Annotated in this window: 11 protein-coding genes; 6 read left to right on the top strand and 5 right to left on the bottom strand. The window is 67.0% G+C overall.

Annotated features, from left to right (window positions below):
* Nucleotides 1–26: 26 nt before the first annotated feature.
* From DBO85_RS09245 to DBO85_RS09255, 3 genes are read right to left on the bottom strand one after another with little or no spacing between them, the layout of a single operon-like run.
* Nucleotides 27–3,254, bottom strand: a complete 3,228-nt coding sequence (locus DBO85_RS09245; RefSeq protein ID WP_108106977.1) for an efflux RND transporter permease subunit — start codon at nucleotides 3,252–3,254, stop codon at nucleotides 27–29.
* Nucleotides 3,251–4,471 carry an efflux RND transporter periplasmic adaptor subunit gene (locus DBO85_RS09250; protein ID WP_108106978.1) on the bottom strand — a complete coding sequence of 407 codons (1,221 nt, stop codon included), beginning with the start codon at nucleotides 4,469–4,471 and terminating at the stop codon, nucleotides 3,251–3,253. Before DBO85_RS09250 ends, DBO85_RS09245 begins: the two co-directional genes overlap by 4 nt.
* Nucleotides 4,468–6,030, bottom strand: a complete 1,563-nt coding sequence (locus DBO85_RS09255; RefSeq protein ID WP_146168196.1) for an efflux transporter outer membrane subunit — start codon at nucleotides 6,028–6,030, stop codon at nucleotides 4,468–4,470. Before DBO85_RS09255 ends, DBO85_RS09250 begins: the two co-directional genes overlap by 4 nt.
* A 380-nt stretch (nucleotides 6,031–6,410) precedes the next feature.
* Between DBO85_RS09255 and DBO85_RS09260 the strand changes: the two genes are divergently transcribed.
* From DBO85_RS09260 to DBO85_RS09285, 6 genes are all read left to right on the top strand, one after another.
* Nucleotides 6,411–7,115, top strand: coding sequence for an endonuclease (locus DBO85_RS09260; protein WP_108106980.1), 705 nt, complete (start codon nucleotides 6,411–6,413; stop codon nucleotides 7,113–7,115).
* Between the two features lie 430 nt (nucleotides 7,116–7,545).
* Nucleotides 7,546–8,610, top strand: coding sequence for a dTDP-glucose 4,6-dehydratase (gene rfbB / locus DBO85_RS09265; RefSeq protein WP_108106981.1), 1,065 nt, complete (start codon nucleotides 7,546–7,548; stop codon nucleotides 8,608–8,610).
* Complete coding sequence (gene rfbA, locus DBO85_RS09270; protein ID WP_108106982.1) at nucleotides 8,607–9,479, top strand: glucose-1-phosphate thymidylyltransferase RfbA; 873 nt, start codon at nucleotides 8,607–8,609, stop codon at nucleotides 9,477–9,479. Before rfbB ends, rfbA begins: the two co-directional genes overlap by 4 nt.
* The gene (gene rfbC / locus DBO85_RS09275; protein WP_108106983.1) at nucleotides 9,476–10,021 is read left to right on the top strand and encodes a dTDP-4-dehydrorhamnose 3,5-epimerase; all 546 of its coding nucleotides are present in this window, start codon (nucleotides 9,476–9,478) and stop codon (nucleotides 10,019–10,021) included. The genes rfbA and rfbC overlap by 4 nt, the downstream gene beginning before the upstream one ends.
* Nucleotides 10,018–10,941 carry a dTDP-4-dehydrorhamnose reductase gene (gene rfbD / locus DBO85_RS09280; RefSeq protein WP_108106984.1) on the top strand — a complete coding sequence of 308 codons (924 nt, stop codon included), beginning with the start codon at nucleotides 10,018–10,020 and terminating at the stop codon, nucleotides 10,939–10,941. The genes rfbC and rfbD overlap by 4 nt, the downstream gene beginning before the upstream one ends.
* 139 nt (nucleotides 10,942–11,080) lie before the next feature.
* Nucleotides 11,081–12,979, top strand: coding sequence for a beta-ketoacyl synthase (locus tag DBO85_RS09285; protein ID WP_108106985.1), 1,899 nt, complete (start codon nucleotides 11,081–11,083; stop codon nucleotides 12,977–12,979).
* Nucleotides 12,980–12,983: 4 nt separating this feature from the next.
* Here the strand turns inward: DBO85_RS09285 and cysQ are convergent, their stop codons facing one another.
* Both cysQ and nudE read right to left on the bottom strand, forming a co-directional pair.
* Nucleotides 12,984–13,805, bottom strand: coding sequence for a 3'(2'),5'-bisphosphate nucleotidase CysQ (gene cysQ, locus DBO85_RS09290; protein WP_108106986.1), 822 nt, complete (start codon nucleotides 13,803–13,805; stop codon nucleotides 12,984–12,986).
* On the bottom strand, nucleotides 13,802–14,368 hold the full coding sequence (gene nudE, locus DBO85_RS09295) for an ADP compounds hydrolase NudE (protein ID WP_108106987.1): 567 nt from the start codon (nucleotides 14,366–14,368) through the stop codon (nucleotides 13,802–13,804). Before nudE ends, cysQ begins: the two co-directional genes overlap by 4 nt.
* Nucleotides 14,369–14,442 lie beyond the last annotated feature (74 nt).

Genomic DNA, 14,442 nt, shown 5'->3' on the forward strand with positions numbered 1-14,442 from the left:
GTTCTGAATCGTCCTCTGCTAGCCCCTCAATCCAGCGACTTCGGCTGCCCCGCGTCGGCCGGCGTCAGCAGCAGGAACAGCGCCGGCACTACGAACAGCGCCAGCACCGAGACCGAGATCAGGCCGAAGATGATCACCAGCGTCAGCGGTCGGTAGTAGGCGCTGCTGATCGCCAGCGGGGCGAGGCCGACGATGGTGGTGATGGCGGTGGTCAGTAGCGGGCGCAAGCGTCGGGCCGCGCCTGCCGCCGCTGCCTCGGCGATGCTCATGCCTTCCTGTATGTAGCCGTTCATGGTGTCGACCATGATGATGCCGTTGTTGATGGCGATGCCGATCAGCGAGACCAGGCCGATCATGGCGAAGAACGAGAAGGTGATGTCGAAGGCCCAGAAGCCCAGCGCCGCGCCTATCACCGCCAGCGGCATGGTGACGAAGATGATGATCGCCTGGCGGAAGCTGCTGAACACCAGCACCAGCACGCCGACCACCAGCACCACCGCGATCACCAGCGCCACCAGCGCCGAGAAGAAGGTTTCGGTGGTGTCGGCCGACTCGCCGCCGATTACCGCGCGATAGCCGCTCGGCCATTGCGCCTGCATGGCCTCGAGCTCCGGGGCGATGTCGGCGACGATCTCGGTGACCGTGCGGCCCTCGTTCTTCGCCATCACCGTCAGCGCGCGCTCGCCGTCGACGTGGGAGATAGCGATGGCCGCCTCCGACTGCACCGGTTTGAGCAACTGGCCGAGGGCGAAGGAGCGGCCGTCCTCGCTGAAGGCGCGCACCCGCGCCAGCTCGTCGGTGTTGCGCGGCCCGCCGGCTTCGCCGGGGCGGCTGGGCCACTCGGTGCCGAGGCGGATGTCGATGTTGTCGGTGCCGCTCTCGGTGACGAAGGTGCCGACCTCGTCCGAGCTGAAGGCGATACGCAGCTGCGAGGCGAGATCGCCATGGCCGATGCCGAAGTAGTCCGCTGCCTCGCGGTCCGGGCGCAGTGCCAGCTGCGGCTTGAGCATGCCGATGTTGTCGCGTACGTCGACCGTGCCTGGCGTGCGCATCAGCAGGCCCTGGACCTGGCGCGACAGTGCCTGCAACTGGTCCATGTCGCTGCCGATCAGCTGGATCTCGATCGGGTCGCCGGTAGAGGGCCCGCTGTTTTCGGGTACTACCAGCAACTGCGCGGCGGGCACCCGCCCCTGCAGGTATTCCGACAGCTCGCGGCGCAGCGCCTCGGCCAGCTCGTGGGACTCGGCATCGCGCTGGTCGCGCGGGCGAAAGATGGCTGAAAAGCCGACGAAGTTCTCCGCCTCGCTGGGCTGCAGCGCGGCGGCCACCGAGCCGCCTGCAAACGGGCTCTTCAGGCCGACCAGCTTGACCACGCTTTCGAAGTAGGGCTTGTCCTTGAGCAGTGCGCCGACTTCGTCCGCCACCTCCTGGGCATAGGCCAGTTGCGCGGTAGGCGGCAGCTCGATGTTGATCCCCAGGCGCTCGCCGTCGGTGGGTGGGAACAGCTCGACCCGCGCCTGGGAGAAGGCCAGCATCGACACCATGAACAACGCCAGGGCGGCGAACAGCCAGAGCCACGCCTGCCCGCGACTGCGCACCACCCAGCGGGTATTCCAGCCTTCCAGCCGCTCCACCGCCCAGTTCGATACCCGGTCGGACAGTCCCGCTTTGCGCGCGCCGTCGAGCTTGCGCTGGCGGCCGAGCAGCAGCCGCGACAGCGGCAGCGAACAGAGCATCGCGACGATGAACGACAGCACCAGGCAGACCACGGTGGTGGTCGGCAGCACGCGGATGAATTCGCCCACGGTGCCGCTGATCGACATCAGCGGCACCAGCGCGAGGATGGTCGTCAGCTGCGCTGCAAAGGCCGGCACGGCATAGCGTCGCACGGTCGCCAACACGCCCTGGCCGAAGCTCAGGCCGCGGTTGTAGATCTCGTCGTGCAGGCCTTCCATCAGGATGATGAAGACGTCGACGATCATCACCAGGGCGATCACCATGCCGATCACCACCAGTTCGTTGAGCGAATAGCCCATCAGCAGGATCACCAGCAGCACGCCGGCGAAGGTGACGGGTACCGACAGCCCGGCGACGATGGCCTCGCGCCAGGCGATGGTCAGCAGCAGAATGATGAAGACGATGACCATGGTCTGCAGGGCGCTGATGAACACATCCTCCAACGACTCCCAGATCTGCGCCGCTTCGTCCTGGGTCACGGTGTACTCCAGGCCCGCGGGCCAGGCGCCCGCCTCGGTCATCTGCGCCAGCGCCTGGCGCAACGCCTCGACCAGCTTCACGGTGTCGGCGCCGGGCATCTTGCGCACCGACAGCTCCAGCGACGGCTCGAAGGCCTCGCCACGGTCGCTGAAGAAGGCGCGAGTGGTTTCGGTTTCCTGCATGCGCCGCACCGACGCCACCTCGTCCAGGCGCACCGCGCGGCTGGCGCCGGCGCTGCCGAAGCGCGCGATCGGCAGCGCGCGCAGATCCTTCACATCGCGGAAGCGGCCTTCCAGACGCACCACCGCGCCGATGTCATCGCTACGGATTTCGCCAAACGGCTGCTCGATGTTGGCCTGCTGCACCGCATTGCGCACCGCCGAGGGCGACAGTCCCAGCGCCAGCAGCCGCTCCGGGCGCAGCAGGATCTGCACGATCTCCTCGCGCTCGCCACCGATGTCTACCTCGTCGACGCCGGGGATACGCTCCAGCGCATCACGAATCCGCCGCGCCTGCTGGTTCATCAGCGCCGAGCCGCTGGCGCCGTGCAGGGTGAAGGTGAAGATCGGTCGGTCGTCGACCGACGCCTGCTTGATGGTCGGCCGCTCCACGTCGGCGGGCAGCTCGGCTTCGGCGTCGGCCACCGCGGCGCGTAGCCGGGTCATGGCGTCGAGGGTTTCAGCCGAAGCGTCGAACTCGACCGAGATGATCGAGAAGGAGTCGAACGAGGCACTGTTGACCTTGCGCACGCCCTGCAGCGTGGTGACCTCGTCCTCGATCAGGTCGGTGACCTGCTCCTCCATGGTCTGCGGGTCGGCACCGGGCCAGGTGGTGGTGATGGTGGCCTGGGGAATGTCCAGATCCGGCAGCGATTCCTTGACCAGCTGCAGATAGGCCATCAGGCCACCGAGCAACAGGGTGGCGACCAGCAGGGTGCCGAAGATCGGCTGCAGGAAGAAGAATCGCGCCAGCGGGTGGGCGTTGCGGACTTCCGCGCTTTCCGCCGCGCTCGCGGGTTCTTCGCCGGACGGATTCACCGCGCACCTCCCGCCGTCTGCAGCACGCGCACGCGCTGGCCGTCGTGCAACGCCGCGCGGCCATCGGTGACCACCCGCTCGCCTTCCTCGACGCCCTCGATCACCGCGCGGTAGTTGTCCGCCTGCTGGCCCAGCTCCAGGCGTCGCTCGCTGACCCGCCCGCTGGCCGGATCGACGACGAACACGAAGGCCTGATCGGCGCGATAGCGGATCGCCTCGGCCGGCACCGCAAGAGCATTCTCCAGCGCCGGTTCGGCGATCCAGACGGCGACGAACTCGCCGTCCTGCAGGCCGGGATTGCTACCCTCGGTATGCACCAGCACCTGGAAGGTGCGGGTGTCCGGATCGATCGACGGGCTGATTGCATAGACCTGGCCGGCAATGCCGTCGCGCAGCGCCAGCGGGTCGGCATCGTCGCCGCCCACCGGCGCCGAGCCGCCGATCACCGCGCGCGCGCCGCTGCGGATGCGGCGGAATTCATAGGCCGGCAGATCGACGCTGACCTCGAAGCGATGCGGATCGATCACCAGAGCCGGCACGGTGCGCAGCGCGCTCTGCTCGGTGTTGGTCTGCACCGTGCTGGGCATGAAGTAGCGGCCCTTCTCGATGTTCAGCCGGGCCAGCACGCCATCGATCGGCGAGACCAGGCGCGATTCGTCGACACCGACCTGCGCCTGCGCCACCTGGGCGCGGGCACTGTCGCGCGCAGCCACCGCCTGCTCGACCCGCACCCTGGCTTCGTCGAGTTCCTGCTGCGACGCCGAACGCTGCGCGATCAGGGTTTCATAGCGGCGCTGGGTCACCTTGGCCAGCGCCAGGTTCGCCTCGGCCTCGGCCTGCGCTGCCCTGGCCGCCTGCAGCTCGGCGCGGACCCGCTCCGGGGCCTGGTAGGCGATGACCTGGCCAGCCTTCACCGGGCTGCCGACGCGCAACTGCGGGTCGACGTGCGCGACCATGCCCTGCTGGGTGAAGGTGAGAAATTCGCGCTGGCGCGAGCGCGCCGTGCCCTGGCTGTAGACCCAGGCCTGCAGTTGGCGACGCACCACCGGCGTGACGCTGACACTGATGCTCGGCGATCCCTCGACCAGCTCCTGCGGGGTGCCGGCTTCCCTGTTCGCCTCCTGCGGGTCGGGGCTGTCGCCATTGCCACAGGCGGCGAGGCTCAACAGCAGCAGGGCGAAGGAAAGCGTGCGCAGACGTTCGATCAGGTGGGTCATGGGTTGGAGACCGGGTCGGGGCCGGCATCAGTCGCGGCCGGAGGAGTGGAAGTCGCGCGGGTGTTCACCGCGGCGCCGTCAAAGCCGCCGCCGAGGGCCAGATGCAGCGCGATGCGGTTTTCCAGCTGCGCGTGATGAGCGCTGATCTGGGCGCTGCGCCCATCCAGCGCACGCTGCTGGCTCTCGAGCACGTTGAGGAAGGGGTCGATGCCTTGCAGATAACGGTTGAACGACACCGTCACCGCCTGCTCCGCGGCGCTGGCGGAGGCCTCCAGCGCGCGCTCGCGACGTGCCAGCAGCTTCTCCACCACCAGCGCGCTTTCGACTTCCGCCAGGGCCGTCAGCGCCGTCTCGCCATAGGCGTGCAGGGCCTCTTCGCGCTGACCGCCGGCAATGTCCACCTGGGCAACCAGCCGGCCGCCCTGGAATACCGGCTGCAGAATCCGCCCGGCAATCGACCAGATCAGCGTGTCGCTGCCGAACAGATCGGACAGCTCGCTGCTGGAAAAGCCGCCCGAGCCGCTCAGCGCAATCGAGGGCAACAGCGATCGCTCGGCTGCACCCAGCTGATAGCCGGCGCTGCGCACTGCCAGTTCGGCCGCGCGGACATCCGGCCGCCGCGCCAGCAGCTCGGCGGGTACACCGGTCGCGGGCGGCGCAGGAATCGGCGGCAGCTGCTGGCTGGTCTGCAGCGTGCCGAGTGGATAGCCACCCAGCTGCACTTCGAGCTGGCGCAGGCTGCGCTGCAGCGCCTCGCTGCGCTGCTCAAGCCCTGCGCGGGCGGACTCCAGGTTGGCATTGGCGAGCATGGCGTCGGCCGGCGAAGCGATGCCCACCGCCACGCGGTTGTCGATCTGCCGCGCCATCTCCTGCAGCACCTCGACCGTGCGCGTCGACAGGTCGACCTGGGCGCGGGCATGGACGATCTCGAAGTACAGCTGGGCGACCTGCGCCGCCACCGACTGGCGCATGCCGCGCAAGCGCTCGGCGCTGGCCAGGAAATCCGTGCGCGATGCCGCCGACATCGCCGCCAGCCGCCCCCACAGGTCCAGCTCCCAGCTGACATCCAGCGTCAGGTCGTGGTTGTTGCTCAACAGCGAGCCTTCCAGCCCTGGAAGCATGCCTTCGAGGTTCTGCCGCTGGCGCGCATGGGTCGAACCCAGGCTGATCTGTGGCCAGCGATCGGCGCGGCTCACCCGCGCCTGCGCCTCGGCGATGCGCACCCGCGCCAGGGCCTGGGCGAGCGCCGGATTGCTCTGCAGCGCGGTCGTGACGAACTGGTCCAGGCGCGCATCGCCAAAGCCTTGCCACCAGTGCTCCGACCCGGCGAACGCCTCGCCCGGATGCGCAGCAAACTCGGCCGGCAGAGCGAAGGACAGCTGCGCAGGTTCGGGCTCGACCGTGGCACAGGCGCTCAGCAGCAGCGCGGCGGCACCTAGAGCGAAAGCCTGTGCCCGCAACCGAGGCATCCGCCCGGCACGTACGCCAGCCGGTACGCCACGCGACGAGGCGCTGTCCTGTTCTGGTTGGGCTGGCTGATCCAGGGGGAAAAAAGCCACAACTGCTCCCTTAACGTCCGATGCTCAATCGACGTACTGCTTCCACCCTGCCGGCGACGGCTGCCGCCGACAGTGCGCCGAAGCAGGCCATGCCGCTTCGGTTACACAGGCATGGACCACAAGAAGGCGCCATTCGCTCCAAGGATTCCCCAGAAAGGTCGCAAACCCGGCGGCACTGCCCACCAGCGCAAGCACTGCGCGGCGCCGCTGCACGCGGTTCAGGGGCGCCGCCGGGTAGCCTGCAGGCGACTTTCCTACAGGGCGGGAATACCGCGCCAGGGACCTCCGGCGCCGGGCGATCAGGCGGGACTTTGTCTGCGCTCGCAGGTAGGATGCCGGCCGCGCAGGGAGGCGCTCGTCACGGGTCGTCGAGTCTCTTCATGTTGCGCATCGCCGTTGTCCTGCTGCTCCTGCTCACCATCTCCCCCCTGCATGCCGAACCGCCGCGCAGCTTTCGCGAGGCGAAGAAGATCGCCTGGGCCCTCTATGCCGAGCGTCCCGTGGACTTCTATTGCGGCTGTCGCTTTGAGGGCAACCGCATCGATCTGGCCAGCTGCGGTTACGAGCCGCGCAAGCAGCCCAAGCGCGCCGAACGGGTGGAGTGGGAACACGTGGTGCCGGCCTGGGTCATCGGCCACCAGCGCCAATGCTGGAAGGAGGGCGGGCGCAAGGCTTGCGAGCGCAGCGATCCGGTATTCCGCAAGGCCGAAGCCGACCTGCACAACCTGGTGCCGGTGGTCGGTGAGGTGAATGGCGATCGCAGCAACTACGGTTTCGGCATGTTGCCGCAGAAGCCGCACCAGTACGGCGCCTGCCCGTTCGTGGTGGACTTTCGCCAGCGCACCGCAATGCCGCCGGAACATACCCGTGGCGCCATCGCCCGGATCTATCTGTACATGAGCCAGCGCTACGGCCTGCGCCTGTCGAAACAGGACCGGCGCCTGTACGACGCCTGGAGCCGGCAATACCCGGTCAGCGAATGGGAAATCTGGCGCAATCGGCGCATCGCCTGTGTCCAGGGCCACGCCAACAGCTTCGTCGGCGAGGTCGATCTGGCCAGCTGCAACCCGCTGGCGACGCGCTGAGAAGCGCCGGGACTCTAGGTTTCGGGGTTGCCGTAGGCGATGCGCGCCAGCAGCACGAGCGCCACGACAGCCAACAGGCAAGGGGCCGGATAGTTGAGAAGAACCTCGGCAAGCAGCATGGCTCAGCACCTCGAAGAGTTGATCCATGCCGAAGCTAGACAGCCTTGATGCAGCGGTCGATCTGTCAACTTTTGGCCTGTAAACAAAGCGTGCAGGTCCGAAACCACTTCCCCCGCGCTCGGTGACGGGCGCAACGCATGGCGCCAGCCCCCGGTGAATCTTTGCTTCTGTGCGCACGCCATGGCGAGGTGCTCCGAGGCCGCCCGACGTCCGGGCGAACCCTGCAGTGCAGCAGCGGAGCATTCGGGTATGCTTGCCCAATCGACCCGGCGGCGGCCGGTGCAGAACGGCTCAACGAACAAGGACAAGCATGCGCATTCTGGTCACTGGCGGGGCCGGCTTCATCGGTTCGGCACTGATTCGCCACCTCATGCAGCACAGCGCGCATGAGGTCCTCAATCTCGACAAGCTCACCTACGCCGGCAATCTCGAATCCCTCGCCAGCATCCAGGACAACCCGCGCCATCGCTTCCTGCAGGCGGACATCGCCGATGCGGCAGCCGTGGCCGAAGCCCTGGCGCAGTTCCAGCCCGACGCCGTGATGCACCTGGCCGCCGAATCACACGTCGACCGTTCCATCGACGGTCCGGCGGCCTTCATCCAGACCAACATCGTCGGCACCTACGTGCTGCTGGAAGCCGTGCGAGCCTACTGGCTTGGGCTGGATCAGCCGCGACGCGAGGCGTTCCGCTTCCATCACATCTCCACCGACGAGGTCTACGGCGACCTGCACGGCGCCGACGACCTGTTTCGCGAAGACACCCCTTACGCGCCCAGCTCGCCCTACTCCGCGAGCAAGGCCGCCTCCGACCACCTGGTGCGCGCCTGGCACCGCACCTACGGCCTGCCGGTACTGATCACCAACTGCTCGAACAACTACGGCCCCTATCACTTCCCCGAGAAGCTCATCCCGCTGGTGATCCTCAATGCGCTGGAAGGCAAGCCGCTGCCGGTCTACGGCGACGGGGCCCAGGTGCGCGACTGGCTGTATGTCGAGGACCACGCCCGCGCCTTGCTGCAGGTAGTGAGTGCAGGCAAGGTCGGCGAGACCTACAACATCGGCGGCCACAACGAGCAGAAGAACATCGAGGTGGTCCGCGCGATCTGCGCCCTGCTCGAGGAGCTGGCGCCGGACAAACCCGCAGGCGTCGCGCGCTATGAAGAGCTGATCCGCTTCGTCAGCGATCGCCCCGGCCACGATCTGCGCTACGCCATCGACGCCGGCAAGATCGAGCGCGAGCTCGGCTGGACGCCGCAGGAAAGCTTTGCCAGCGGTCTGCGCAAGACGGTGCGCTGGTATCTGGACAACCTCGACTGGTGCCGCCACGTGCAGGACGGCAGCTACCAGCGCCAACGCCTGGGAGTGAACGCATGAAGGGCATCGTACTGGCGGGCGGCAGCGGCACGCGCCTGCACCCGATCACGCTTGGGGTGTCCAAGCAGCTGCTGCCGATCTATGACAAGCCGATGATCTACTACCCGTTGTCGGTGCTGATGCTCGCCGGCATTCGCGAGATCCTGCTGATTTCCACCCCCGAGGATCTGCCCAATTTCCAGAAGATGCTCGGCGACGGCAGCCAGTTCGGCATTCAGCTCAGCTACGCCGAGCAGCCGTCGCCGGACGGGCTGGCGCAGGCTTTTCTGATCGGCGAAGAGTTCATCGGTAACGACTCGGTGTGCCTGATCCTGGGCGACAACATCTTCCACGGCCAGCACTTCACCGAGAAGCTGCTGCGCGCCGCCGCGGCCGACAGGGGCGCCACCGTTTTCGGTTACTGGGTCAAGGATCCGCAGCGCTTCGGCGTGGTCGAGTTCGATGCCAGCGGCAAGGCGGTGTCGATCGAGGAAAAGCCGCTGAAGCCCAAGTCCAGCTACGCAGTGACCGGGCTGTATTTCTACGACAACGACGTCATTTCCATCGCCCGCGCCATCCGCCCCTCGACGCGCGGCGAGCTGGAAATCACCGACGTCAACAATGCCTATCTGGCGCGTGGTGATCTGCGCGTGGAGCTGTTCGGCCGCGGCTTCGCCTGGCTCGACACCGGCACCCACGACAGCCTGCTGGATGCCTCGCAATACGTGCAGACCATCGAGCATCGCCAGGGGCTGAAGGTCGCCTGTCTCGAGGAGATCGCCTACCAGCAGGGCTGGATAGACCGCGAGCAATTGCTGGTCCAGGCCCGCCGCTTCGAGAAGACCGGCTACGGCCAGTACCTGCACGGTCTGGCGGACGCGCCGACATGAAGGTGCAGCCAACATCCCTGGAGGGCGTGCTCATCCTTGAGCCGCGCGTATTCGAGGACGACCGCGGCTTGTTCTTCGAGAGTTTCAATCAACGCGCCTTCGCCGCCGCCACCGGCCGCGACAGCCCCTTCGTTCAGGACAACCATTCGCTGTCCCGGCGTGGTGTGCTGCGAGGCCTGCATTTCCAGCTGCAGCAACCCCAGGGCAAGCTGGTGCGTGTGTTGCGCGGCGAGATCTTCGATGTCGCTGTCGACCTGCGCCAGGGCTCGGCAAGCTTCGGTCGCTGGACGGCGGCGCGACTGTCCGCCGAGAACCGCCAGCAGATGTGGATACCCGAGGGCTTTGCCCATGGTTTCCTGACGCTCAGCGAGGAAGCCGAGGTGCTCTACAAGACCACCGATTTCTACGCTCCGGAGCACGAACGCAGCCTGCGCTGGGATGATCCGCAACTGGCCATCGACTGGCCACTGCAGGGTCCGCCGCTGCTGTCCGCGAAGGACGCCGCCGCGCCACTTTTGACTGACTGCGAGCGCTTCGTGTGAGGATCCTGCTGACCGGTAGCAGTGGCCAGCTGGGGCTGACGCTGCAGCAGGGCCTGGCCGCCGTGGGTGAAGTGCTGGCCCGTCCACGCGCGCAGCTCGACCTGGCAGACAGCGCGCAGATCCGTCGCCAGGTGCGCGAGTTGCGGCCAGACCTGATCATCAACGCCGGCGCCTACACCGCGGTCGATCGCGCCGAGAGCGAGGCCGAGCTGGCCTGGCGGATCAACGCCGAAGGCCCCGGCGTGCTCGCCGAGGAAGCCGGCGCCTTGGGTGTGCCGCTGATCCACTTTTCCACCGACTACGTGTTCGATGGCAGCAAACCCGGCGCCTATCTGGAGGACGATCCCACCGCTCCGCTGAACGCCTACGGACGCAGCAAACTGGCCGGCGAGCAGGCGCTCAGCGCGGTGGGCGGACAACATCTGATCCTGCGTACCAGCTGGGTCTACTCGCAGCACGGCAGTAACTTCCTGCTGAGCATGCTGCGGCTGCTGCAGGAGCGCGACGAGTTGCGCGTGGTGGCCGACCAGATAGGTGCGCCGACCTGGACCTGGAGCATTGCAAAGGCCTGCCTGCAACTGATCCGCGCCTGGCAGACTGGGACCGCCGGGCCCTGGGGGCTGTATCACATGACTGCGCAGGGCGAGACCTCCTGGTACGGCTTTGCCAGCGCCATCGCCCAGCATCTGAAGACGCAGCGCCTGCCCTGCGCGCGGCTGATCCCGATCCCCTCCAGCGACTACCCGACACCGGCAAGACGCCCGGCCAATTCGCGTCTCGACTGCAGTCGCTTGTGCCAGGATTGGGGGGTTGAGCTGCCACCCTGGCAGCTGGCGCTGCAGGCGTGTCTGGATCAACTGCCACCCGCAAGAGTCTCGACAGCAGCGCCTGGAATCGGCGACCCTTGCAACAATTCGTGACTTGATAGTCACAGTTCTCGTCTGCCTACGCACCCGTTCGGCGCCGCCGACGAGCAGCCGCGCACTCGCTGTGCCGTCGCCCCTCCAGGGCTGACCACGCCAGCGCCGGCCCATCCACTTCGAGGAGTTTTCAAACGTGATGTCGCGCCTGCCAGTCATTGTCGGTTTCGGTGGTTACAACTCGGCGGGCCGAAGCTCCTTCCATCATGGCTTCCGCCGCACCGTGATCGACTCCCTCGATGCCCAGGCGCGCCAGGAAACCCTCGCCGGCCTGGCAGTGATGATGAAGCTGGTCAAAGTGGAGAACGGCGAGCACTACAGCACCGACGGCCTGAAGCTGGATGCCGCGGCCATCGAGGCACGCTATGGCGAGCAGATCCTCGCCTCGACCCTGGTCCGCCGGATCGAGAAGCAGCATCTGGACGTGGATGCCTCGCACTGGCAGAAGAGCATGTCGCTGGCCGGCCAGGACGGCGAGCTGAGCTTCGTCACCAGTGCCAAGCAGTTGCCGGAACCGGTGCCTGGCAACTGGCAGGTGACGCCACTGGACGACGGCCAGGTCCGCGTCACCCTGCATGACAGCTGCGAGGTCCGCGTCGACAGCTACCGTTCGCTGCCGGTCAAATCCGCTGGCCAGCTGCCGACCGGCTTCGAGCCCGGCGAGCTGTACAGCTCGCGCTTCCATCCCCGCGGCCTGCAGATGACCATCGTCGGCGTCACCGATGCGCTGCGCTCGGTTGGCATCGACTGGCAGCAGATCGTCGCCCATGTCGCCCCCGATGAAGTGGCGGTCTACGCCGGCAGCGTAATGAGCCAGCTCGACGAAAACGGCTTCGGCGGGCTGATGCAGTCGCGTCTCAAGGGCGGCCGTGTCACCGCCAAGCAACTGGCGCTGGGCCTGAACACCATGCCTGCCGACTTCATCAATGCCTACGTGCTTGGCAGTGTCGGCAGCACCGGCAGTGTCACCGGCGCCTGCGCCACCTTCCTCTACAACCTGCAGCGCGGCATCGAGGCCATCGGCAGCGGCCAGGCACGGGTGGTGATCGTCGGCAACAGCGAGGCACCGATTACCCTGGAATGCATCGATGGCTACGGCACCATGGGTGCCCTGGCGACCGAAGAAGGCTTGCGCCTGGTGGAAGGGCGCGAAGAGGTCGACTTCCGCCGGGCCAGCCGCCCGTTCGGCAACAACTGCGGCTTCACCCTGGCCGAGTCCAGTCAGTTCGTGGTGCTGATGGACGATGCCCTGGCCATCGAGCTGGGCGCGGATATCCATGGTTCGGTGCCCGACGTGTTCATCAATGCCGATGGCTTCAAGAAGTCGATCTCGGCCCCCGGCCCCGGCAACTACCTGACCATGGCCAAGGCAGTCGCTGCCGCCGCCCAGTTGGTCGGGATCGACGCCGTGCGCCAGCGCAGCTTCGTGCATGCCCACGGCTCCAGCACGCCGGCCAACCGCGTGACCGAATCACAGCTGCTCGACCGCGTCGCCGAAGCCTTCGATATCGCCGACTGGCCGGTCGCTGCGGTCAAGGCCTATGTCGGTCACTCACTGGCACCCGCCAGTGGCGACCAGCTGATCTCGGCGCTTGGCTCGTTCCGCTATGGCCTGATCCCGGGCATCAAGACCATCGACAAGGTCGCCGATGATGTCCATCAGCAACACCTGCGCATTTCCACCCAGGACCAGCCGCGCGAGAGCCTGGACCTGTGCTTCCTCAATTCCAAGGGATTCGGCGGCAACAACGCCAGCGCCTACGTGCTGGCGCCGCATGTGGTCGAGCGCATGCTGCGCAAGCGTCACGGCGAGCGGGTCTATGCCGACTACTGCGCCCGTCGCGAGCAGACCCGCGCGCGCGCCAGCGAGTACGACCGCAAAGCTCTGCTGGGCGAGCTGGGGATCATCTATAACTTCGGCCATGACCTGATCGACGACACGGCGATTGCCATCGATCAGCAGCAGATTCGTGTGCCTGGTTTCGAGCAGCCGCTCATCTACCGTCGCGATGAGCGCTACCAGGACATGCTCGACTGAGTCGCTAGGCCAGCTCGCGCGCCAGCTGCAGTAGCTCGGCGCGCCAGTCGGCGGCGGCTGGCAAGGCCATGAACGAGGGATTCAGGTAGCTTTCACGCGCTTCATAGCGCAGCGGCGCGCCCTGCAGATCGAGGACCACGCCGCCGGCGCCTTCGAGTACGCCCTGGGCCGCGGCAGTATCCCACTGCGAGGTCGGCGCCAGACGCGGGTAGAAGTCTGCTGCACCTTCGGCCAGCAGGCAGAACTTCAGCGAACTACCGACGCTGGCCAATTGCAGATCACCAAAACGCCCGGCCAGTTGCGCAAGCAGCCTCTCCTGCGCTGGGCTGGAATGGCGGCGACTGGCGACCACGGTCAGCGCTGCCGGTGGCGCTTCGCGCACCACCAGTCTGGTTGCCTCGCCACTGCCTGCACTGCGCCAGGCACCCAGTCCAGCCCCGCCGTAGAAGCACAGATCGCGCGCCGGCACGCCGACCACACCGAAGATCACCCGACCCTGCTCGATCAGCGCGACGTTGACGGTGAATTCCTCGCTGTCGGCGATGAACTCCTTGGTTCCGTCCAGCGGATCGACCAGCCACCAGCGCTGCCAGCCGCTGCGCTCGCCGAGACGGATCTCGGCATCCTCTTCGGACAGCACCGGAATCTGCGGATCAAGCGCGCTCAGCCCGCGCGCCAGGACCTCATGGGCAGCCATGTCGGCAGCGGTGACTGGCGAGGCGTCCTGTTTTTCCCGCACCGCCACGCCCTGGCGCCAGTAGGGCAGAATCGCCGCGCCCGCGACGCGGACCAGCTCGATGACCTCATTGAGCAGCGGCGTGTTCATCGCGCCAGCTCCCCACGCTGCTGCAACAGGTCACGCACCAGATAGAGCGCCGCCAGGGCTCGACCTTCGCTGAACTGCGGGTGCTGCACCAGCGCCGACAGCTCGTGCAGGCTGACCCGGTCGACCCGCATCGGCTCCGGCTCGTCTCCCGGCAGACTTTCCGGGTACAGGTCGCGCGCCAGCACCACCTGGATCTTCTGGCTCATATAGCCCGGCGACAGCGACAGCTCCGCCAGCAACTCGAGCCGCTGGGCGCCAAAACCGGCCTCCTCTTTGAGCTCGCGATTGGCCGCCAGCAGCACGTCCTCGCCGGGCTCGATCAGCCCCTTGGGCAGCGACAGCTGGTAGTCGTCGGTGCCGCCGCAATACTCCTCGACCAGCAGCGCATGCTGCTCGTCGGCCAGCGCGACTATCATCACCGCCCCGTAGCCGCTGCCCTTCCCCACCAGCCGCTCGTAGGTGCGCTCGACGCCATTGCTGAAGCGCAACTGCAGTTCTTCGACACGGAACAGACGGCTGTTCGCGACAATCTCGCGAGCCAGCACGGTGGGTTTCTCACGCATGGGCACTCTCCTCGTTCATCCGGCTATCATAACCGGGCTGCGCCGATTGTCCCTGCGCGGGCCCACCTTTCATC

The organism is Pseudomonas mangrovi (assembly GCF_003052585.1).
In the GTDB taxonomy this organism is placed as follows: domain Bacteria; phylum Pseudomonadota; class Gammaproteobacteria; order Pseudomonadales; family Pseudomonadaceae; genus Aquipseudomonas; species Aquipseudomonas mangrovi.

Coding starts and splice junctions, on each gene's coding strand:
- DBO85_RS09250 (WP_108106978.1), bottom strand. CDS start 4,471: ATGACCCACCTGATCGAACGTCTGCGCACGCTTTCCTTCGCCCTGCTG.
- DBO85_RS09260 (WP_108106980.1), top strand. CDS start 6,411: ATGTTGCGCATCGCCGTTGTCCTGCTGCTCCTGCTCACCATCTCCCCC.
- rfbB (WP_108106981.1), top strand. CDS start 7,546: ATGCGCATTCTGGTCACTGGCGGGGCCGGCTTCATCGGTTCGGCACTG.
- rfbA (WP_108106982.1), top strand. CDS start 8,607: ATGAAGGGCATCGTACTGGCGGGCGGCAGCGGCACGCGCCTGCACCCG.
- rfbC (WP_108106983.1), top strand. CDS start 9,476: ATGAAGGTGCAGCCAACATCCCTGGAGGGCGTGCTCATCCTTGAGCCG.
- DBO85_RS09285 (WP_108106985.1), top strand. CDS start 11,081: ATGTCGCGCCTGCCAGTCATTGTCGGTTTCGGTGGTTACAACTCGGCG.
- cysQ (WP_108106986.1), bottom strand. CDS start 13,805: ATGAACACGCCGCTGCTCAATGAGGTCATCGAGCTGGTCCGCGTCGCG.
- nudE (WP_108106987.1), bottom strand. CDS start 14,368: ATGCGTGAGAAACCCACCGTGCTGGCTCGCGAGATTGTCGCGAACAGC.